This window comes from Streptomyces sp. CB01881 (genome assembly GCF_002953255.1).
Taxonomy (GTDB): Bacteria; Actinomycetota; Actinomycetes; order Streptomycetales; family Streptomycetaceae; genus Kitasatospora.
The window spans coordinates 7,043,720-7,063,842 of record NZ_CP026498.1 but is presented as its reverse complement, the minus strand read 5'-3'; the positions used below and the strand labels follow the sequence as shown (position 1 = coordinate 7,063,842).

General features: G+C 70.4%; 16 protein-coding genes, 1 tRNA gene, 1 other RNA gene and 1 pseudogene. 10 read left to right on the top strand and 9 right to left on the bottom strand.

The features are described from left to right. Nucleotides 1-83: 83 nt before the first annotated feature. The 7 genes from C2142_RS20705 to ffs form a co-directional block, all read right to left on the bottom strand. Nucleotides 84-1,136 carry an aspartate-semialdehyde dehydrogenase gene (locus C2142_RS20705; RefSeq protein WP_148644039.1) on the bottom strand — a complete coding sequence of 351 codons (1,053 nt, stop codon included), beginning with the start codon at nucleotides 1,134-1,136 and terminating at the stop codon, nucleotides 84-86. Then, nucleotides 1,133-2,413, bottom strand: coding sequence for an aspartate kinase (locus C2142_RS20700; RefSeq protein WP_148644038.1), 1,281 nt, complete (start codon nucleotides 2,411-2,413; stop codon nucleotides 1,133-1,135). Before C2142_RS20700 ends, C2142_RS20705 begins: the two co-directional genes overlap by 4 nt. A gap of 297 nt (nucleotides 2,414-2,710) precedes the next feature. Beyond that, nucleotides 2,711-3,445 (bottom strand): DUF5063 domain-containing protein, encoded by a 735-nt coding sequence (locus C2142_RS20695; RefSeq protein WP_241002694.1) that lies wholly within the window; start codon nucleotides 3,443-3,445, stop codon nucleotides 2,711-2,713. Next, nucleotides 3,438-4,037, bottom strand: coding sequence for a recombination mediator RecR (gene recR / locus C2142_RS20690; protein WP_148644037.1), 600 nt, complete (start codon nucleotides 4,035-4,037; stop codon nucleotides 3,438-3,440). The genes C2142_RS20695 and recR overlap by 8 nt, the downstream gene beginning before the upstream one ends. A gap of 200 nt (nucleotides 4,038-4,237) precedes the next feature. Continuing rightward, entirely contained in the window at nucleotides 4,238-4,576 is a 339-nt protein-coding gene (locus C2142_RS20685) for a YbaB/EbfC family nucleoid-associated protein (protein WP_148644036.1), read from the bottom strand. 172 nt (nucleotides 4,577-4,748) lie between these two features. After that, nucleotides 4,749-6,980, bottom strand: a complete 2,232-nt coding sequence (locus C2142_RS20680; RefSeq protein ID WP_148644035.1) for a DNA polymerase III subunit gamma and tau — start codon at nucleotides 6,978-6,980, stop codon at nucleotides 4,749-4,751. An 83-nt stretch (nucleotides 6,981-7,063) separates the two neighbouring features. Continuing rightward, an RNA gene (gene ffs / locus C2142_RS20675) (signal recognition particle sRNA small type) lies at nucleotides 7,064-7,154 on the bottom strand. 123 nt (nucleotides 7,155-7,277) lie between these two features. Here ffs and C2142_RS20670 point away from each other — a divergent pair. The 3 genes from C2142_RS20670 to C2142_RS20660 all read left to right on the top strand — a co-directional run bounded on the left by C2142_RS20670 (nucleotide 7,278) and on the right by C2142_RS20660 (nucleotide 10,122). After that, a tRNA-Ser gene (locus C2142_RS20670) sits at nucleotides 7,278-7,362 on the top strand. A 351-nt stretch (nucleotides 7,363-7,713) separates the two neighbouring features. Then, nucleotides 7,714-9,345 (top strand): Eco57I restriction-modification methylase domain-containing protein, encoded by a 1,632-nt coding sequence (locus tag C2142_RS20665; RefSeq protein WP_148644034.1) that lies wholly within the window; start codon nucleotides 7,714-7,716, stop codon nucleotides 9,343-9,345. A 27-nt stretch (nucleotides 9,346-9,372) separates the two neighbouring features. Then, nucleotides 9,373-10,122 carry a PaeR7I family type II restriction endonuclease gene (locus C2142_RS20660; protein ID WP_148644033.1) on the top strand — a complete coding sequence of 250 codons (750 nt, stop codon included), beginning with the start codon at nucleotides 9,373-9,375 and terminating at the stop codon, nucleotides 10,120-10,122. Between the two features lie 170 nt (nucleotides 10,123-10,292). Here the strand turns inward: C2142_RS20660 and C2142_RS40115 are convergent. Then, nucleotides 10,293-10,610: pseudogene (locus tag C2142_RS40115) on the bottom strand (tyrosine-type recombinase/integrase); the annotation flags it as partial. Between the two features lie 463 nt (nucleotides 10,611-11,073). After that, nucleotides 11,074-11,616, bottom strand: a complete 543-nt coding sequence (locus C2142_RS20650) for a transcriptional regulator (RefSeq protein WP_148644031.1) — start codon at nucleotides 11,614-11,616, stop codon at nucleotides 11,074-11,076. Between the two features lie 206 nt (nucleotides 11,617-11,822). Here C2142_RS20650 and C2142_RS20645 point away from each other — a divergent pair, with 206 nt between their 5' ends. The 7 genes from C2142_RS20645 to C2142_RS20615 all read left to right on the top strand — a co-directional run bounded on the left by C2142_RS20645 (nucleotide 11,823) and on the right by C2142_RS20615 (nucleotide 20,025). After that, nucleotides 11,823-13,373, top strand: a complete 1,551-nt coding sequence (locus C2142_RS20645) for a DnaB-like helicase N-terminal domain-containing protein (protein WP_277347264.1) — start codon at nucleotides 11,823-11,825, stop codon at nucleotides 13,371-13,373. An 815-nt stretch (nucleotides 13,374-14,188) separates the two neighbouring features. Continuing rightward, a complete protein-coding gene (locus C2142_RS20640; RefSeq protein WP_241002693.1) occupies nucleotides 14,189-15,505 on the top strand; it encodes a helix-turn-helix domain-containing protein in 1,317 nt (438 codons plus the stop codon). A gap of 103 nt (nucleotides 15,506-15,608) precedes the next feature. After that, nucleotides 15,609-15,815 (top strand): hypothetical protein, encoded by a 207-nt coding sequence (locus tag C2142_RS20635; protein ID WP_148644029.1) that lies wholly within the window; start codon nucleotides 15,609-15,611, stop codon nucleotides 15,813-15,815. A gap of 70 nt (nucleotides 15,816-15,885) precedes the next feature. Then, nucleotides 15,886-16,626 carry a hypothetical protein gene (locus tag C2142_RS20630; protein ID WP_162002513.1) on the top strand — a complete coding sequence of 247 codons (741 nt, stop codon included), beginning with the start codon at nucleotides 15,886-15,888 and terminating at the stop codon, nucleotides 16,624-16,626. A 2-nt stretch (nucleotides 16,627-16,628) separates the two neighbouring features. Then, the gene (locus C2142_RS20625) at nucleotides 16,629-17,933 is read left to right on the top strand and encodes a UDP-N-acetylglucosamine 1-carboxyvinyltransferase (protein WP_148644027.1); all 1,305 of its coding nucleotides are present in this window, start codon (nucleotides 16,629-16,631) and stop codon (nucleotides 17,931-17,933) included. Between the two features lie 2 nt (nucleotides 17,934-17,935). After that, complete coding sequence (locus tag C2142_RS20620; RefSeq protein ID WP_241002692.1) at nucleotides 17,936-18,979, top strand: beta-lactamase family protein; 1,044 nt, start codon at nucleotides 17,936-17,938, stop codon at nucleotides 18,977-18,979. Between the two features lie 11 nt (nucleotides 18,980-18,990). Next, a complete protein-coding gene (locus C2142_RS20615) occupies nucleotides 18,991-20,025 on the top strand; it encodes a UDP-N-acetylmuramate dehydrogenase (RefSeq protein WP_148644026.1) in 1,035 nt (344 codons plus the stop codon). Nucleotides 20,026-20,123 lie beyond the last annotated feature (98 nt).

Genomic DNA, 20,123 nt, shown 5'->3' with positions numbered 1-20,123 from the left:
CCCGATGCGGCGCGGGAGCCGGGAAGCGGACGGGACGTCACCCCCGGCCCGTGCGGCGCGGGAGCCGGGACGCGGACGGGGCGTCAGCCGGAGAGCTCGCCCGCGACCAGTTCGGCGATCTGCAGAGCGTTGAGCGCCGCCCCCTTGCGCAGGTTGTCACCGCAGAGGAAGAGGTCCAGCGCGGCCGGGTCGTCCAGCGCCCGGCGGACCCGCCCGACCCAGACCGGGTCCGTCCCGACGACGTCGTTCGGGGTGGGGAACTCACCCGACGCCGGGTCGTCGTAGAGCACCACGCCGGGGGCGTCGCGCAGGATCTCCTGGGCGTGCTCCTGGGTGACCTCGCGTTCGAAGACGGCGTGCACGGCCAGCGCGTGGGTGCGCACCACCGGGATGCGGACGCAGGTCGCGGAGACCTTGAGGCCGGCCAGGCCGAGGATCTTGCGCGACTCGTCACGGAGCTTCAGCTCGTCGGACGCCCAGCCGCCGTCCATCAGCGCGCCGCTCCACGGCACCGCGTTGAGCGCCAGCGGGGCGGCGAACGGCCCGTGGTCGGCGATCACCGCGCGCAGGTCGCCGGTCTGCTCGCCGACCTCGGTGCCGGCGACCAGCGCGACCTGCTCGCGCAGCGCGTCCACGCCGGCCCGGCCCTCGCCGGAGGCGGCCTGGTAGGAGGCGACGACCAGTTCGCTGAGCCCGTACTCGGCGTGCAGCGCGCCGAGCGCCGCGATCATCGTGAGCGTGGTGCAGTTGGGCCCGGCGATGATGCCGCGCGGGCGCATCCGGGCCGCCGCCGCGTTGACCTCGGGGACGACCAGCGGGACGGCGTCGTCCATCCGGAACGCCGCGGAGTTGTCGACCACCACGACGCCCTTGGCCGCGGCGACCGGCGCCCAGCGGGCGGAGACCTCGTCGGGCACGTCGAACAGCGCGACGTCGATCCCGTCGAAGACCTCCTCGGTGAGCGGGAGCACCTCGACGAGCTCCCCGTGCACGACCGGCTTGCGGCCGGCCGAGCGCGGGGAGGCGACGAGGCGCACCTCGCCCCAGATGTCCTGACGGAGGGGGAGCAGGCCGAGGAGCACCTCGCCGACCGCGCCGGTGGCGCCGACGACGGCGAGGTTCGGCCTCCGGGTCATCGCCCGGTGCCTCCGTAGACGACCGCCTCGTCCGACTCGCTGTCCAGCCCGAAGGCGGTGTGGACGGCGCGCACGGCCTCGTTGACGTCGTCGGCGCGGGTGACGACCGAGATCCGGATCTCCGAGGTGGAGATCAGCTCGATGTTGACGCCGGCCTCGGAGAGCGCCTCGAAGAAGGTCGCGGTGACGCCCGGGTTGGAGCGCATGCCCGCGCCGACCAGGGAGATCTTGCCGATCGCGTCGTCGTAGCGCAGCGACTCGTAGCCGATGCCCTCCTTGACCCGGCCGAGCGCGTCGATGGCCTTCTGGCCCTCGGTCTTCGGCAGGGTGAAGGAGATGTCGGTCAGTCCGGTCGACGCGGCGGAGACGTTCTGCACCACCATGTCGATGTTGACCTCGGCGTCGGCGATGGCGCGGAAGATGCGCGCCGCCTCGCCCGGCTTGTCCGGCACGCCGACGACCGTGACCTTGGCCTCGGAAGTGTCGTGGGCGACTCCGGAGATGATGGCCTGCTCCATCTCGCCCCCTTCGGGCTGGTTCGGGTTGTCGTTGCTGACGATCGTCCCGGGAAGGCCCGAGAAGGACGAGCGTACGTGAATCGGGATGTTGTAGCGCCGCGCGTACTCCACACAGCGGTCGAGCAGGACCTTGGAACCGGACGAGGCCAGCTCCAGCATGTCCTCGTAGGCGATCCAGTCGATCTTGCGGGCCTTCTTCACCACGCGCGGGTCGGCGGTGAACACGCCGTCCACGTCGGTGTAGATCTCGCACACCTCGGCCTTGAGGGCCGCGGCGAGGGCGACGGCGGTGGTGTCCGAGCCGCCGCGGCCGAGCGTGGTGATGTCCTTGCTCGTCTGCGAGACGCCCTGGAAGCCGGCCACGATCGCGATGTTGCCCTCGTCCAGGGCGGTGCGGATGCGGCCCGGCGTCACGTCGATGATGCGCGCCTTGTTGTGGACGGAGTCGGTGATGACACCGGCCTGGCTGCCCGTGAAGGACTGGGCCTCGTGACCCAGGGATTTGATCGCCATGGCCAGCAGGGCCATGGAGATGCGCTCTCCAGCGGTCAGCAGCATGTCGAACTCACGGCCGGCAGGGATGGGTGACACCTGCTCCGCGAGTTCGATGAGCTCGTCCGTCGTGTCGCCCATCGCGGACACCACGACGACGACCTCATGGCCGGCCTTCTTGGTGTCGACGATTCGACGGGCCACGCGCTTGATGCCCTCGGCATCCGCAACGGATGAGCCGCCGTACTTCTGCACGACAAGGCCCACGTGCGCTCCTCGACTTGTGTCGTTTCGGGGGCCCGGGGCCCCCGTACCCCCGGGTGGCGGAGGTAGTGCGGTCGGCGTCAGTCTACCGAGCAGGGGTGCCGCGACCGCCGCTTTCCATATGATGAGACGCCTGTTTCAGCAGGTGAGCGCCGTAGCCGGGGTGGCCACCGGCAGGTCTGCGGGGCATCCGGGAAGGTCCCGAAGAATCGGCGGACGAACGGACGGCGGCCCCGGGGATTTCCTTCGCGGCGGCGGAGCCTGAGGCTTGCGTCACAGTCCGCCCTCCGCCCCGGCGGTCTACCGTCCGAGCCCCAGCTCGGCTGCCATCAGGTCGCCGGCCTGCTGCTCCAGCTGCTCGTCGGTGAGGCCGTCGTCGTCGGTGTCCGCACCGTCCGGGACCGCCCCGAGCGGGCTGTCCAGCCGGACGTGGGCGATCAGCGACTGCAGCGCCCGCAGCACCGCCGAGCAGGTCGTGCCCCAGTTGGAGAGGTAGGAGAACTGCCACCACCAGAGCGCCTCGCTGACCCGCCCCTCGCGGTAGTGGGTGAGCCCGTGCTGGAGCTCGCTGACCACGCCGGCCAGGTCGTCCGAGATCCGGAAGGCGTTCGGCTTCTCCGGCGGCCCGTACGGGTCGAAGACCTCGTGGTAGACGTCGATCGGCGCGAGCAGCTCGGCCAGCCGCTCGCGCAGCTGCTCGCCGTCCGGCTCCGGCCCGGCGTCGGGCTCGAAGCGGTCCTCGGGGACGACGTCCTCGATCGCGCCCAGCCGGCCGCCGGCCAGCAGCAGCTGCGACACCTCCAGGAGGAGCAGCGAGACCGCGCTGCCGGGCTCGTCGCCCTTGGCGACCTCGGTGACGGCGAGCACGAAGCTCTCCACCGAGTCCGCGATCTGCACCGCGAAGTCGTCGGGCTCCGAGCCGTGTGCGTGGGTGTGCGGGGCGTGCAGGGCGTGCTGGTCCGGAGCCGGGCCGGCCGGGTGGGGGCCGGCCTGGTGGGGCGTGTGGGGCTGCTGGTTGATCGTCCGGTCAGACATCGAGCAGTCGTCTCCCTTCGAAGGCGCGACCGAGGGTGACCTCGTCCGCGTACTCCAGATCCCCGCCGACGGGCAGGCCGCTCGCCAGCCGGGTCACCTTCAGGCCCATCGGCTTGCAGAGCCGGGCCAGGTAGGTGGCGGTCGCCTCCCCCTCCAGGTTGGGGTCGGTGGCCAGGATCAGCTCGGTGACCGTGCCGTCCGCGAGGCGCGCGAGCAGCTCGCGGATCCGCAGGTCGTCCGGGCCGACACCCTCGATCGGGCTGATCGCGCCGCCCAGCACGTGGTAGCGGCCTCGGAACTCGCGGGTGCGCTCGATCGCGACGACGTCCTTGGACTCCTCGACCACGCAGATCACCGCGAGGTCGCGACGCGGGTCGAGGCAGACCCGGCACTGCTCGGCCTCCGCAACGTTCCCGCAGACCGCGCAGAACCTGACCTTGTCCTTGACCTCCAGCAACGCGTGCGCCAGCCGGCGGACGTCGGTGGGGTCGGCCTGCAGGACGTGGAAGGCGATCCGCTGCGCGCTCTTGGGCCCGACGCCGGGCAGCCTGCCCAGTTCGTCGATGAGGTCCTGAACCACGCCCTCGTACACGTCGCGCCTTCCCTAGGTGGCCGGTGCCGGCCGGTCGGTGGGGCACCCGCTCGGGGTACTCCGGTGCCATCATCCAACGAACAGGGCGCCGGGCGCACCGCCCGACGCCCTACTCCCGCATAAATCACACAGGTCCGTCGCCTGAACTTCAGACCGTCACGGCCTCGGATCCTCCCCACCGATCGGGGAAGGTCCGCAGGTCAGAACGGCAGACCCGGGATGCCGCCGCCCAGGCCCTGGGTCAGCGGGCCCATCCGCTCGGCCTGCATCTTCTGCGCGGTCTGGTTCGCGTCCCGGACCGCCGCCAGGATCAGGTCGGCCAGGGTCTCGGTGTCCTCCGGGTCGACGGCGGCCGGGGCGATGGTCAGCGCCACCAGCTCACCGGCACCGGTCACCGTGGCCTCGACCAGGCCGCCGCCCGCCGAACCGTTCACCTTCGCCTCGGCCAGCTCCTGCTGGGCCTTGGCGAGGTCCTGCTGCATCTTCTGCGCCTGCTTGAGCAGCTGCTGCATGTTGGGCTGGCCACCACCGGGGAACACGGCTCACTCCCTTGCGTTCGGGTTCGTCTTGCGGATGCGTCTTACGGATACGTCTTGCTCGGCTCGCGCCGTCCGCGGCAGCCGTGGCGGCCGCGGCTCGCGCGTTGTCACGCGTCGTCGCGGCGTGGCGTCGTCGCGCGTCGTCACCCCGAGCCTACGTGGTGCTCGTCGGTCAGCCGCCGCCGTGGCGGATCTCCTCCAGGACCGTCGCGCCCAGCTCCCGGATGATCAGCTCCTGACCGGAGAACGTCTCCTCCTTGAGGTCCGGGTCGTCCTCCTCCGGAATGTCGTCCTCCAGGGCGACCCCCGGACCGGCGGGCGCGGCCGGCCGGGCCTGCACGGGCTGGGCCGGCGCCACCTGGGCGGCCGGTGCCATCGACGCGGCCGGGGCGGCCGGGGCGGCCTGTACCGACGGGGGTGCGGCCGCGGGCGCGGGCGGCGGGACCGGCGCGGGCGCAGCAGGCTGCGCCGGGGGCGCGAACGCCGCCGGACGCGCCGGAGGTGCACCCCAGCCGCCGCTGTTGCCGCCGCTGTTGCCGAAGCCGCCGCCGGCGGGTGCCGCACCTCCGCCCGCTCCGGCAGCGACCCCGCCGGACGAGCCGCCCGAGGGGTCGACGATGCACTCGATCCGCCAGTCCACGCCGAGCGCGTCCGACAGCGCCTGGCGCAGCACGTCGTCGCTGTTGCTGCCGACGAAGCTGTCCCGGGCGCCCGCGTTGATGAACGACACCTGGAGCACGCTGCCGTCGAACCCGGCCACCTGGCCGTTCTGGCTGAGCAGGATCCAGGTGAAGCGGCGGCGGTTCTTCACCGCCTCCAGGATCTGCGGCCACATCTGGCGGACCTGCGCGGCACCCTGCTGCGCGGCACCCGACGGCTGCCCGCCGGCCTGGGCCGCCGCGGGCGCGGGGACCTGTGCCGGCTGCGGCGCGGCCTGGACGGGGGCGGGCTGGGCCGGAGCCTGCTGCACGGGCGAGGGCTGGACGGGCGCGGGCGCGCCGCCGGCCGACGGGAAGCTGCGCGGGATCGGCCACGCCCCGGGCGCGGGCCCGGCCGGCGCCGGGGCGGGCGCCGCCTGGACGGGGGCCGGCTGCACCGGCGCGACCTGCACCGGCGGCGCCTGCACGGCCTCCACCGGCACCGGGACGCCCTGCCCGGGCGCCGCGGCGGGCACGGCCGCCACGGGGGCCACCGCAGCCAAGGGCGGCGCCATCTGCCCGGCCACCGGAGCCGCGAAGCCCCCGGCCGACGCCCGCCGCTCCAGCTTGTCCAGCCGCGCCTGCAACGACAGCTCGTCGCTGTACGCGCCCGGCAGCATCACCCGGGCGCAGATCAGCTCCAGCTGGAGACGCGGCGCCGCGTTCCCCCGCATCTCGGTCAGCCCGGTGTTGACGATGTCCGCCGCGCGGCTCAGCTCGGCCGCCCCGAAGGCGTCCGCCTGGGCCTGCATGATCGAGACCCGGTCCGCCGGGGCGTCGATCAGCCCCTTCTCACCGGCGTCCGGCACGGTGGCCAGGATCACCAAGTCCCGCAGGCGCTCCAGCAGGTCCGTCACGAACCGGCGCGGATCGTGCCCGCCCTCGACCACCCGGTCGATCACCTGGAACACCGTCGCCCCGTCGTGCGCGGCGAAGGCGTCCACCACCTCGTCCAGCAGCGCCGAGTCCGTGTACCCGAGCAGCGCGGTCGCCATCTGGTACGTCACGCCGCCCTCGCCGGCGCCGGCGAGCAACTGGTCCATCACCGACATCGAGTCACGCACCGACCCGGCACCGGCCCGCACCACCAGTGGGAATACGGACTCCTCCACCTGGATCTGCTCGCGCCCGCAGACCTCGGTCAGGTAGTCGCGCAGCGTGCCCGGCGGCACCAGCCGGAACGGGTAGTGGTGCGTGCGGGAGCGGATCGTCCCGATCACCTTCTCCGGCTCCGTGGTCGCGAAGATGAACTTGAGGTGCTCCGGCGGCTCCTCCACCACCTTGAGCAGCGCGTTGAAGCCGGCCGAGGTCACCATGTGCGCCTCGTCCAGGATGAAGATCTTGTACCGGCTGTGCACCGGCGCGAAGAACGCCCGTTCGCGCAGCTCACGCGCGTCGTCCACACCACCGTGCGACGCCGCGTCGATCTCGATCACGTCGATCGACCCGGGCCCGCCCGTCGCCAGGTCCCGGCAGGACTGGCACTCCCCGCACGGCGTCGGCGTCGGCCCCTGCTCACAGTTCAGGCAACGGGCCAGGATGCGCGCGCTCGTCGTCTTACCGCAGCCGCGCGGGCCGCTGAACAGGTACGCGTGGTTGACCCTGTTGTTGCGCAGGGCCTGCTGAAGCGGAGCGGTCACGTGCTCCTGCCCGATGACCTCGGCGAAAGTCTCGGGGCGATAGCGGCGGTACAGGGCTAGGGACACACCACCGACGATATCGGGACGGACGGACAAACGCGTCGCCCCTCGGTCCCCCTTCGACCGGGCCGTCCCGCCCCCGGGAACGCAAAGACCCCCCGCGCACCCGCCAGAGCCCTCCTACCCTTGCTGCCTTCCGGCCCTGGGGGGGTTCAGAGAGATAACGCCACACGAGGGGCTGCCCCCAACAGTACCCGATCCCCGCCCTCCACCTCCACCACCCCGATCCGCAGGTCACGCCCCTCCCCCACCTACGAGATACGTGGTCGCGAGCACCCCTGAACATGTACTAAGCTCTCCCACGGAGGATTCGCCTAGAGGCCTAGGGCGCACGCTTGGAAAGCGTGTTGGGAGCAATCCCTCACGAGTTCGAATCTCGTATCCTCCGCCTTTGCCCGCCAGGGCAAACGAAGGGCCCGACCGCGCAGCGGTCGGGCCCTTCGTCGTCGCGTGGTCTCAGTTCTGGTCTCAGTTGACGCGAGCAGACGGTCATGAACCTGCGCGACCGTGCCGGTGGCGCAGGTGAGTCCGAAGTTGATCAGTCGGCGGCTGCCCTGCTGCGTCACGTGCCTGCTGCCGGAGGCACACAGAAGGCTGGACTCCGCCGATCACGAAGCAGAGCTTCAACGAGCCGCCGTAGAGCCACGAATCCGGGTAGTTGCGGGAAGTCCTCTGGTGGTCGCGCCCACCGATAGCCTTGAGGTGAGGCTCGTGCAGTGAGCCATGACGAGAGGCACCCATGGCTGCAACTGCCCCCGACAAGGTCGAGTACGGCGAGGTCTTCACCCGTCGATGGATCGTCGAGACGATTCTTGATCTGGTCGGCTATACGGCGAACAGGGACCTCACTCAGATGAAGCTCGTTGAGCCGTCAATCGGGTCCGGAGCGTTTTTCGTCCCCGTACTGGAGCGACTGCTCGAGTCTGCAAGGGTCCATGGCACGGAGCTGTCGGCACTGGCTGACTGTCTGTACGGTCTCGATCTCCAGCACGAGCATGTCGCGACCTGCCGGAGAAAGGCGGCAGACATGCTCCAAGCCGCTGGGGCAACTCCCACAGAGGCCCGAGCCCTGTGTGCAGGCTGGCTGCGTCACGGCGACTTCCTTCTCGACGAGGTACCGACGGATGTCGATTTCGTGATCGGCAACCCGCCGTACATCCGCACCGAGGATCTCGATGATGAGACCGAGGCTGCCTACCGCAAGACATGGCGGACAATGCGTGGACGGGCGGACATCTACGTCGGCTTCTATGAGCGTTCGCTGTCCATGCTCGCAAGCGGCGGGAAGGTTGGATTCATCTGCGCGGACCGGTGGATGCGGAACGCCTACGGGAAGCACCTGCGGGGTCTCGTGACATCACGCTACGCGGTCGAGTCCGTGTGGCAGATGCATGACGTGGACGCATTTGAAGCCGAGGTCTCGGCCTATCCGGCGATCACGGTACTGGCCAACTCGGGGCAGGGCAGCTCCACGTTCATCGACACTACTGCCGCATTCGGTGTGGCCTCCGCGAGTGAGGCCCTGGCGTTCGTGCGGGGCACGGCGGAGGAGGCTTCAGGCCTGGGATGGGAGGGTGCCCGCCTGCCCAACTGGTTCGAGACCGACGACTTCTGGCCTGCGGGATCCCCTCACACCATCAAGCTGCTGGAGCACCTGCAGGAGAATTTCCCGACGCTGGAAGCCGACGGCACGACGAAGATCAGCATTGGGGTCGCGACCGGAGCTGACAGGGCCTACATCGTCGGCCCAGACGCCGGCATCGACGTCGAACCAGATCGGCTGACACCCATCGTCATGGCCGACGACATTCGTGCAGGTCGTCTTACGACGCCCTCGAAGATGCTGCTGAACCCATGGGACGACGAAGGCAGGCTCGTGGACCTGGCGGACTACCCGAAGTTCGCGGACGCGCTTGCGTCGCACCCGAACGTCAAGAAGCGCTTCGTCGCAAGGAAGAACCCGAACACCTGGCACCGCACGATCGACAAGGTCTACCCGGGCCTCGCTGAACGGCCGAAGCTACTTCTTCAGGACATGAAAGCCCAGATCACGCCGGTGCTGGAGCCGGGTGGCTACTACCCGCACCACAACCTGTACTACATCGTCTCGTCGTCGTGGGACATGGAAGTGCTTGGCGGGTTGCTGCTGTCCCGGATCGCAGAAGCCTTCGTGAGTGCCTACGGCGTGAAGATGCGTGGCGGCACGCTGCGATTCCAGGCGCAGTACCTGCGGAAGATCGCCGTTCCGCGCCCCGAAGCGATCCCCGACGACATCGCCTCCAGGCTCCGTGACGCGTTTCGCGCCAGCGACAGGGCGGCTGCGACGCGTGCCGCCGAAGAAGCGTACGGGCTACCTGCCGGCAGCATCTGAGTATCCGATTAGAAGAAGAGGGGGGTCATGAGCAACCTGACACCTGTCGAGACCTGGCGCGCCGCTGTTCTCGGCTACTGGGAGGGCCTGGACCTACAGGCTGCGAAGCAGGGGCAGGCGACCGGGGTCAAGGACACCGGCAACCGTGCAGCCGTGACCGGCGGCAAGCAGATGGACGCGATACAGGAAGTCGTGGCGAAACTATGGCGCGGCGATCCGGATATCACGCTTGAGGTACGCACGACGGGTCACAACAATCTCCCGGCGTACTTTCGCCCGGCGAAGAACTGGGACCTTCTGGTGCTCTACCGCGGCTCCCTGATCGCGGCGATGGAGTTCAAGTCCCAGCGAGGCCCCTCGTTCGGCAACAACTTCAACAACCGGACAGAGGAAGCCCTCGGGCTCGCGGCCGACTCCCAGATGGCCGCGGAGCGCGGCCTGTTTGGCGAGTTGAAGCCCTGGTTCGGTTTCATCATGCTCGTGGAACGCGCGCCGGGATCGTTGAGCGCGGTCAAGGTGCCCAAGAACATGCCGTTCCCTGCCGACCCGATCTTCGAGGGGGCATCGTACATAGGGCGCTACAAGATCTTCTTCGAACGCATGGTCAAGGAGGGCAACTACGACGCTGTCGCTCTACTCACCGCCGAGGCGGGCAGCGAATACTTCATCGAGCCGTCGGTAAGCTTGTCGTTGGCTAATCTCGAGGCAGCCATCCGTGCACGCATCGCGTACATCAAGTCGCTGCCGGACGATGTGTTCGACGAATTGACGCACTAGCAGTCTGCTGAAACTTCCAGTCCCGGCCCCGGCTCGGTAGAGCCTGGGGCCGGTCTTGTTGGCATGCAAGGAGAAGAGGTAGACCCCGTTACCTCCTCAATTGACGAGCACGCGGCGGCCTGGCAACCGGTGGCGGTTGCCAGGCCGCGTCGCGCTGCTCTCATCCTGATTCACCCCCTGGGTCGTGCCTGACAGTCACCCCAGAGCAGGCCGCCGATCTTCTGGCCGACGTCATGCAGCATCGGGTCGGTGACGTGCTGGTAACGCTTGGTCATCGAGGCCGAGGACCAGCCCATGATCGCCATCACGATCCGCTCGGGGACACCGAGCAGCAGGAGGACGGTCGAGGCTGTGTGGCGGGCGTCGTGGAGGCGGCCGATCGTCACGGACGAGACTTCGCCGGAGGCGACCAGGGCGTACATGGTCGTCAGGCCGACGCCGAGACGGCGGGCGGCCTCCTCGACGGTGAGGGCGACGAGCGTCGGGTCGGCTACACCACCGTCCTGATCTGCGATCAGGCGGAGGAGGATGCGCTCGGTGGTGCCGAGAGCGCGGGCCACCCGGGCAAGCTCCAACGGTGTTTCGGGCATGGGTGTCCTATCCCGGCGGGGCTTTCGGCTATGCGCCGCCGTTGTCGGTGTTCCAGGGATGGGCGAATCGGTTGTATGGGCCCGCGTTATGACCCCGGCGTTCGTAGCACCGAGGGGTCGCGGAAGGCATGACGGGTCGAGGCTCCACGGGCGGGCAAAGCCCATGGTCGGACCGACGGGAGGGGACGTTAGCGGTTGATTACGGCCGCACCAAACCACCGAACGTCCAGCATGATCCGGTCCTCATTGGATCAGCGGCAGGAGTGACGTGCGGACTCGGCAGCGCCGCAGGCGCCTTCAAGTGGCCAGGCCCGCCGTTGGGGGCGACGGGCTACGTCGCGACTCCCGGGTCGGCGAGACCCTAGGCGTCGGACAAGCCAGGCGGAAAGCTCGGCGAGCGGTAGTCGTCACCAGCCTCGTCAGCCGCGACCCGGGTGATCATCGCGCTGATGAGTTCGGCGACGTTCGGGTGGGCTGCGCCGTAGGCATCGAGCGCGTCACGGGCGCGATCCATCTCTTTGCGAGCGGCGACGGACTTCTGCCAGCTCTCGGCAAACTCCGCCAGCAACCGCTTCACGTGGTCGTTGGCAGCGATCTCGGGCGGCCCGACCAGGTTGTCCAGGGAGATGTCGAAGACCTTGGCGAAGCCGATGGCCTCGTCCAGGTTCACCCTGCGACGTGGTTCGCCGCTCTCGATGCGCCACACCGCCGACTGGTTGAGCGGGTAGCCGGCCTCGGTCAGGCGCTCCGCGAGCGTGGCAGTACTCCACCCGCGCGCCTCGCGCTCCATCTTGATGCGTTGGGCGACGTTCTCCTCCCCTTCCAGTCGCCGTCTCGGATCCGCACCAGCCACGGTCAACCCTCCATGCATCGTCGTTAAGCCCATTTGCAATGCGCGGAGCACGACGTTAACGTGATGCAAAGCGAAACGCAACTAATCCGAACCGCATCGGCGAGCCGGGCCAGTCACCCGGCATCGCGACAACACAAAGGCCCCCGGCGCTACGAACGCCGAGGGCCGAAGCAGAACCTCGAAACCGCCCATCCCTGGAACAGTCGACAACGGAGGAACCGGGTAGCCGCCCAGCACCTCCGAGTGAGGACACCGCTGTGGACAAGCCTACGGCCCCGCCGTCAAAGCCGTCATCCACCGACGGGCGACGAGGCGACGCGTCGAACGCTCACGTCGGCCCCACCTCCGGAGAGCCGCCGCACAACGTCGACGCCGAACAGGCGGTCCTCGGCGCCTGCATGCTGAACCACCAGGCGGTGGAGAAGGTCCGCGGCACTTTGGACGCAGGCGACTTCTACCGGCCTGCCCACGAGACCATCTGGCGCGCGATCCTGGCCCTGCGCGCCGAGGACGCGCCCACCGACCCCATCGCCCTCACCGACCACCTGCAGGGTGCGGGCGATCTCTCCCGCGTCGGGGGCTCGTCCTACCTCCACACGCTGGTCGCCGCCGCGCCGCCCTCTGCCGACAACGCCGACTACTACGCTCAGATCGTGCGCCGGGACGCCCAGCTGCGGACCCTGCATGCCACCGGCATCCGCACGGTCCAGCATGCGCTGACTCCGGGCGCCGACCCGGACGAGATCCGTACGGCTGTCGAGACCGAGATCCGTGTCGAGCGCGAACGCGCCCTGGCCTCCGGCAGCAGCCGCCTGTCCCGCTACATCGTCAACGGCTGGGACTTCGTCACCAAGACCGGCGCGGACAAGGAACCGTTGTGGGGCACCCGCGAACAGACTGCCTGGGCCTCCGGCGAAAGCCTGATGATCGTCGGCGCGCCGGGCGTCGGCAAGACCACCCTCGCCCACCAGGTCGTCCTCGCCCGCCTCGGCCTCCAGGCCGCCGTCCTCGATCTCCCCGTGGCCGAGGGAGAACGCGTCCTCTACCTCGCGATGGACCGCCCCCAGCAGATCGCCCGCGCCATGGCCCGCCGCATCCTGCCTGCCGACGAGGCTCACCTGCGCGACCGCCTCGCCGTGTGGCAGGGACCACTCCCCGCCACCCTCGACAAGGAACCCGACCTCCTCGCCGAACTGGCCGCCGCCCACCGCGCCGACACCATCGTCATCGACAGCCTCAAGGACGCGGTCAGCACCCTCGTGGACGACTCCCTGGCCGTCGCCTTCAACAACGCCCGCATGCGGGCCCTACGCGCAGGCGTCCAGATCATGGAGCTCCACCACCAGCGCAAGGCCACCGCCGACGCGCCACGCGGCCAGCGCTCCACCCTGGACCGGGTGTACGGCTCGACCTGGCTGACCGCCGGAGCGGGCAGTGTCTTGTTCATCGCCGGAGAGGCCGGCGACCCGGCGGTCACCATTCACCACCTCAAGACCGTGACCGGCGAGATCGGCCCGCTGCCGGTTGTCCACGACCACCAGCGCGGAACCACCTACGTCGAGCCGACCCTGGACCCGGTCACCCTCCTGCGCGCCACCACAGACGGCCTGACCGCCCGTGACCTGGCGACCGCCCTGACCGGCGACGCCAACCCCGACCGCGCCGACATCGAGAAGGCCTGCCGCCACCTTGACCGCCTGGTCAAGAGCGGGTTGGCGGTCAAGGCCGAAGGCACCGCCGGTGGCCCCGGGGGCGGCCAGCAGGCGCGTTACCGCCCCTCCGCCCGACACATCACCGCCGTCTCCTGACTGCCACCGCGGTGACAGGAGTGACCGGGGACAGCACAGTGACCGAGTCTCCGGTCAGTCCGTGGTACTGACCAGAGTTCCGGTCAGCCCGGTGGCTGGCGACCGACCGGACTGACCGGGGTGACCGCCTCGGCCAGCGGGCAGCGCCGACCATCGCAACCGCCCCGCCGGTGAACGGGCGGATCATCGCCACCACGGGGCACCTTCCGGGCGTGGACCGCACACGGGACCGTCCACGCGCGCCTTCCGCAGAGGGCCCTGCGAAAGCCGTTCACACCGTCCACGCTCGGCAAAGAAACCGCAGGTAGAGCGATCACGGAGGCGCACACGCCGTCCACGCGACCCAGCGTTCACGCGCGAGCCCCCCTCTAATAGGGGGCTCGCGTGTACGCCCCGCCGTGAACGCCCTGCCACCGAGGAGATGGCCGAGCTTCCACCGCACGCCGTAACGTCCACTGGCCCGGCCTGCAAGGCTCACCCACATTCCGAACTGACGTCAGACCAGCGGAAGCCGGAGCAAGTTGTGGGATAGGCGATGCTTACCCCCGGCACCGCCAAGGCGGAGCAAGTTGTGAGGCAAGGAGTCCTTACCTCGCCTGCACCTCGCAGCGGATGGAGTTGCCCTCGCCCAGGGGTGCGAGGACAACGCGAATAACCTTCAGGGCAAGATCTTCAGGGACCAGCAACGCAGCCCGACCCAAGCCCGCCGGACAGTGCGGTGAACGCTGGCACGGTACTGAAAGCCCCACACCGTGGCCCCCGACCACCGGTACGGTAGCGATCCGTAGCGGCTTCAACACAGCATGGGGGCCAGCGTGAGGGGCAGTGGCATCACGTTCGGCAAGTTCATCGCGCTCCGTCGCGCCGAGATGGAATGGACCCAGCTCCGCCTCGCTGCTGAACTCGACCGCAGCGAGGTCTGGATGTCGCTGGTCGAACGGGACTTGCAGCAGGTAAAGGACCTGACCCTGCTCCGACGCCTCGCGGAGGTACTGCGCTGCGAGCTCAACGAGCTGATGGCCTTACCGCAACCGGCCTCCGACCAGCCAAGGTCCCGCCCTCGCAAGTCCACCTCCGTTACGCTGACGAGCAGTTCCGCTGCCGAGGAGGACGATGTGCGACGCCGCCCGTTCCTGACCCTGGCGGCTGCCGCCCTGTTCACCCCGGTCGCAGGCCAGCAGGCCGCGCACGCCGAGACGACCTCACCGCTGGCCGGCCTGGAGAACCTGCTGCTCTACGGGGCGGGGCGGATTCCGGCGCCCCGCAGCAAGCCGACACACGAGTCCGTCGCTGCTTCTCTCCTGACCTCTCGTCGCGAGTTCAAGGCAGCGAAGTACGACGCACTCGCTGAGGCCCTGCCGAGCCGGATCACCGCCGCTCAGATGGTCGGTAGCACCGAGGAGCGGGCTCGGAACGTCGCCCAGCTCTACAATCTCGCGGTCCGGCTGTGTATCAAGATCGGCGACAACAACCTGGTGGCCATCACCGCCGACCGCGCGCTCACCGCCGCCCGAGACGGCGGCGACCCGCTGGTGGTCGCCGAGGCACAGCGGATGGTGTCCAGCGCCTGGCGTCGGCAGGGCAGCCTGGCCCGAGCAACCGACATCGTGGTGGTCGCCGCCGAAGACCTCCTCGCGGACACCACGGTGCCCGAGTCCACCCGGCTGGCCGCCCGCGGCGACCTTTACGCCACCGCGGCCTACACCGCCGCGAAGACCGGAGACCGGGCATACGCGCACTCGCTGATCCGCGAGGCCGCGGACAGCGCCGCAGTTGCCGGTCGAGCCTCCGGCCTGATGGACGGCATCCAAGGCGTCGCCCTGCACGAGTTGTCGGTGCACTACGAGCTCGGCGACGCCGGCCGGGCAATCGAGCTGGCCTCCACGATCGACCCCACCGCGCTGCCGACCGCCGAGCGGCAGGCCCGCTTCTTCACCGACGTGGCCCGCGCGTTCGACCAGTGGGGCAAGCCCGAACAGTGCTACCGGGCTCTGTTGGCCGCCGAGGAAGCAGCCCCGCAGGAAGTCCGCCGGGGTGCCGTCCGCGACCTCGCCAGCACCCTGCTGCGGCACGACCGCAAGCTGCCCGGAGTCCGGGACTTCGCCACCCGCGCGGGCGTGCAAATCATCTGACCCGTAGCCGGACTACGGGCCGTAGTCCGGCTACGGATCCGGCCTTTCGCCCGGCAGTTCACTGGGGAGCGTCCACCCCTCCCCCGCTGCCGAAGGCCCTCCCATGCCAACGCCCAGCACCTCCCCGCCGCCCGCCAGCCGGCGTCACGCCGCCCCGGCGGACCGCGACCGGCTCGGCACCTTCCTCACCGCCTCCTGGGCCGCCCTGCACCTGCCCGTGCTCACCCTCCTCGGCCTGGCTGTTCACAACCACCCGGACGAGGCCAGCCCCCAGAGCGCGGCGACCGCACCCGATGCACCTGCCTCCTGAGGCCCCCAGGGGCCGTCGCGACGACCCCGCTCTCCTTCTTCCACTCGCTCGCCCGAGAGGAGACCCAGCCATGCACCGGCTGACCGACGCGCCCGCGCTGCACACCGAGTTGGAGCGCATCGACTACCGCACCACCCCCGCGTACTACTTCGACATCGAGCACGTCACCGACCCGGTCGTGCTGGAGCTGCTGAACTGCTGCCCCACCGTGTTCGGCCTCAAGAAGGCCATCACCGACCTGCTGGCCGGCAACCTGGACGTCCCACTGCCGGAGGCCACCGGGGCCATCGAGCCCGGCGCCACCGTTCGGGGCCACGTGATCGTGGCGGCCGGGGCCGTCATCGCCGAAGGCGCGTTCGTCACCGGCCCGGTGCTGGTCTGCCCCGGCGCGGTGATCGAGGCCGGCGCCCGGGTGCGCGACAACACCGTCGTCGGCCCCGGCTGCCGCATCGGCTTCGGCGCCGAGGTCACCCGCTCCTTGCTGACCGGTGGCGTCTTCATGAAGCACACCAGTTTCGTCGGGGACTCCGTGCTCGGCCTCGGCGTCAACATCGGCGCGTTCGTATCCACCACCGGCCTGCGGGTCACCTCCGGGCCGGTCACCGAACCGGCCACCGAAGAGGTCTGCGCCCACCTCGACGGCCGCCGCATCCCCACCGGCCAGACGAAGTTCGGCGCGGTGGTCGGCGACGGCGTGATCGTTCCCGCCGGCACCGTGCTCCAGCCCGCCACCCTGATCGGCGCGCACACCCTGCTCTACCCGAAGACCCAGGTCGGGGGCTTCTTCCCGGCCGGAAGCCAGGGAAGGTGACCATGCCCACCACCGACACCACCACGACGACCGACCAGCGGGCCGTGCGGATCACCGGAGGCCGCCGCCTCGCCGGGACCGCCACCGTCCAGGGCAGCAAGAACATCGCTCTGCACCTGTACGCCGCCGCGCTCCTCGCCGACGACCCGCTCACCCTGGCCGGTGCACCCGAGATCCTGGACACCCTGGTAGTCGCCGACATCCTGCACCGCACCGGCACCCGCGCCACCGTGACCGGCGACGAGTTCGCCACCCGACCGGCCGACTCCTACTTCCCCGTTATCCCGGACGACCTCGGACGGCGCATCCGCACCACCGCGGTGATGGGCGGAGCTCTGCTGGCCCGCGCCGGCAAGGTCACCTTCCCCACCCCCGGCGGGGACGCCTTCTGCGCCCGCTACATCGACCGGCACCTGGCCGCGATGGAAGCCGCTGGGGCCGAGGTGGAGGTGAGCCGGGGCCGGGTGCGGGCCCGTTTCACGGGCAAGCGGCTGCCGTTCATCACCGACGCCGAGACCCGCTCGTGGGGGCCGAGCCTGGGTGCGACGGTCACCGCGATGCTGCTGGCCGCCCGCACCCCGGGCACCTCCGCGATCCTCAACCCCAGCGTGGAGCCCGAGGTCACCCACACCGCCGCCCTGCTCTCGCAGGCCGGCGTCGGCATCGAGTGGCGGGGCAGGACAGCCCTGAACGTCACCGGCACCGACCGCATCCGGGGCGGGGTGTTCACCGTGCCGCCGGACCGGCTGGAGGCCGCCACCCTCGCGCTGGCCGCCGCCGTCACCGGCGGCACCGTCCACCTGGACGGCTTCCCGCCGGCCGCGTTCCCGGACGGGCTGGTGTCGGTGTTCGCCGACGCCGGAATCCAGCTCGACCCGCTGGACGGCGGCACGGCCGCCAGCACCCCGGCCGGGCCTCGGCCGGTGCAGATGGCCACCGGTCCGCACCCGGGGTTCCCGACCGACGTGCAGCCGCAGCTGACCGCCTTCCTCACCCAGGCCGAGGGCATCTCCCGCATCGACGAGCGGATCTACACCCAGCGCGACACCCACCTGCCGGCCTTGGCCGCGTTCGGCGCGGCCGTCAACGCGACCGGCTCGGTCATCACCGTCCGAGGCCGGTCCGCCCTCACCGGCGCCGGCGTGGCCGGGGAGGACATCCGGGCGGTGACCGCTCTCGTGATCGCCGCCCTCGCCGCCGAGGGCACCTCTACGATCCGAGGGATGTATCACCTGCGGCGCGGATACGGCAGCCTGCTGCCGAAGTTGGCCGCGCTCGGTGCCGACCTGACGATCGACCAGGAGTAGCCGTGACCAACACCGTGCCGTGGAAGCCGAACGCGATCGCCGACCTGCGCGAGTGCCTGGACCTGATGACCGCTGACGGCACCGTGCCCGGCGGAGTCATCGCCCACGGCACCTTCGACACCGAGCCCGGCTACCTGGCCTCCGGCATCGTCGCCCCCGAGTGCGGCGACGCCCGGCCGGGGCCGGACACGGTGTACGACGTGGCCTCGCTGACCAAGGTCCTGGCCACCTGGCCGCTGGTCGGCACCTCCCTCATGGATGGCTTCACCCTGGACACCCCTATCCGCGAACTGCTGACCGGCATCCCGACCGAGGCGCCCGGGGGCCAGGTGACGGTCCGCCAGGTATTGGCTCACACCTCCGGCCTGCGAGCCGACACCCGCCTCGACCAGTACCGCAACCGCCCCGAGCCGCTGGCCGACCTGATCTGCGGAGAGCCGCTGATCGCCGACCCCGGGGCCGGTCACCGCTACATCAACCGCGGCTTCATCCTCCTCGGCCTGGCCCTGGCCCACTACCGCTGCCAGCGCCTGGACGAGCTGGCGGCCGAACTCTGGCAGCACCTTGGCATGACAAGCACGACCTACGGACCGGTGCCCCGCTCCGCCCAGGTCGCCCCGACCGAGCAGCGGTTGACCGGCGGGCCCCGACTGTGGGGGATGCCGCACGACGACAACGCCGCCCTGCTCGGCGGCGTCGCCGGCCACGCCGGGGTGTTCACCACCCCGGCCGACCTCGCCACCTTTGCCACACACCTGCTGACCTCGCACGCCACCGATGGGCCCCTGGGCCGCTGGCTCGCCTACAGCATGCAGCCGCAGGCCGAGATCGAGCCGGGCCTCGACCGGGGCCTGGCCTGGATCCTCGCCGACGAGGGCAGGGTTGCCTACCACCACGGCTTCACCGGGACCAGCCTCTACCTCGCCCCGGCCACCGGCCGCTACCTGGCCATCTGCACCAACGCCGTCTACCACCACCAGGACAACCGCACCCGCCTCGCCCCGCTGCGGACCCTCGCCCTCAAGGCGATCACCGACGAACCCTAGGAGGGCCTACCATGCCCAGCACCACGTTCGCGTCCCTCACCACCCTGCGGCTCGGCGGCCCTGCCGAACACTTCCTGACGATCTCCACCCCCGCCAACTGGGCCGACGCCGTCAGAACGATCGGGCAGCGCCACGAACAAGCCCCCGTGGTGCTGGGCCACGGCAGCAACGTCATCGCCTCCGACTCCGGCCACCCCGGCACCGTCGTGGTGATGAACACCCGGGGCATCACCGCCACCCGCTCGGACGACACCACGGTCGACGTCACCGTCCAGGCCGGACACCCGCTCAGCGACCTCATCGCCTGGGCCGCCACCGAACACCTGGCCGGGATCGAGTGCCTGGCCGGGATACCCGGCACCACCGGCGCCGCCCCCGTCCAGAACACCGGCGCCTATGGCCAACAGGTCTCCGACACGCTCGACCACCTCACCGCCTGGGACTGGGACATGGGCCGCCTGCGGACCCTGCCCGCCCAGGCATGCCGCCTCCGCCACCGCGACAGCCGCTTCAAGAACGACCCCAGCCGCTGGACCATCCTCACGGCGACGTTCCGCCTCACCCGCTCACCGGCCTCCCCCATCACCTACCAGCCGCTCGCCGACGAACTCGGCGCCTCCCTCGGCGCCCGCCCTCCCGTCGCCGAGGTGACGGCAGCCGTCCTCGCCAACCGCCACCGCCGCGGACTCCTCCTCGACCCCCACGGCCCCGCCGCCCGCCAGGCCGGATCGGTCTTCCTCAACCCGCCCGTCACCGCCACCCAGGCCACCCGCCTGTCCGCCACCGGCTGCCCCGTCCACACCGACAACGACGGGCAACTCCGGGCCAGCGCCGGCTGGCTCCTGGAGCACATCGGCTACCGCCCCGGCTACAAGATCGCCTCCGGCATCCGCTGCTCGGAACGCCGCACCCTCACCCTCACCGCCCACGACGGCGCCACCTCAACGGGCTTCGCCCAGGCCCTCACCAAACTCTCGGCCCAGGTCGAGATCGCGACCGGGGTCTCCCTCCGACCCGAGCCGATGTTGGTCGGCGACTGGGCATGAGGATTCCGGTTGGAACCCCTTAATATTCTCTCGGCGAGAGTTGAGTTGCACACTGCCGCCAGACCGAGGTTACTAGCGCCAGTCTGACGCCAGCCACT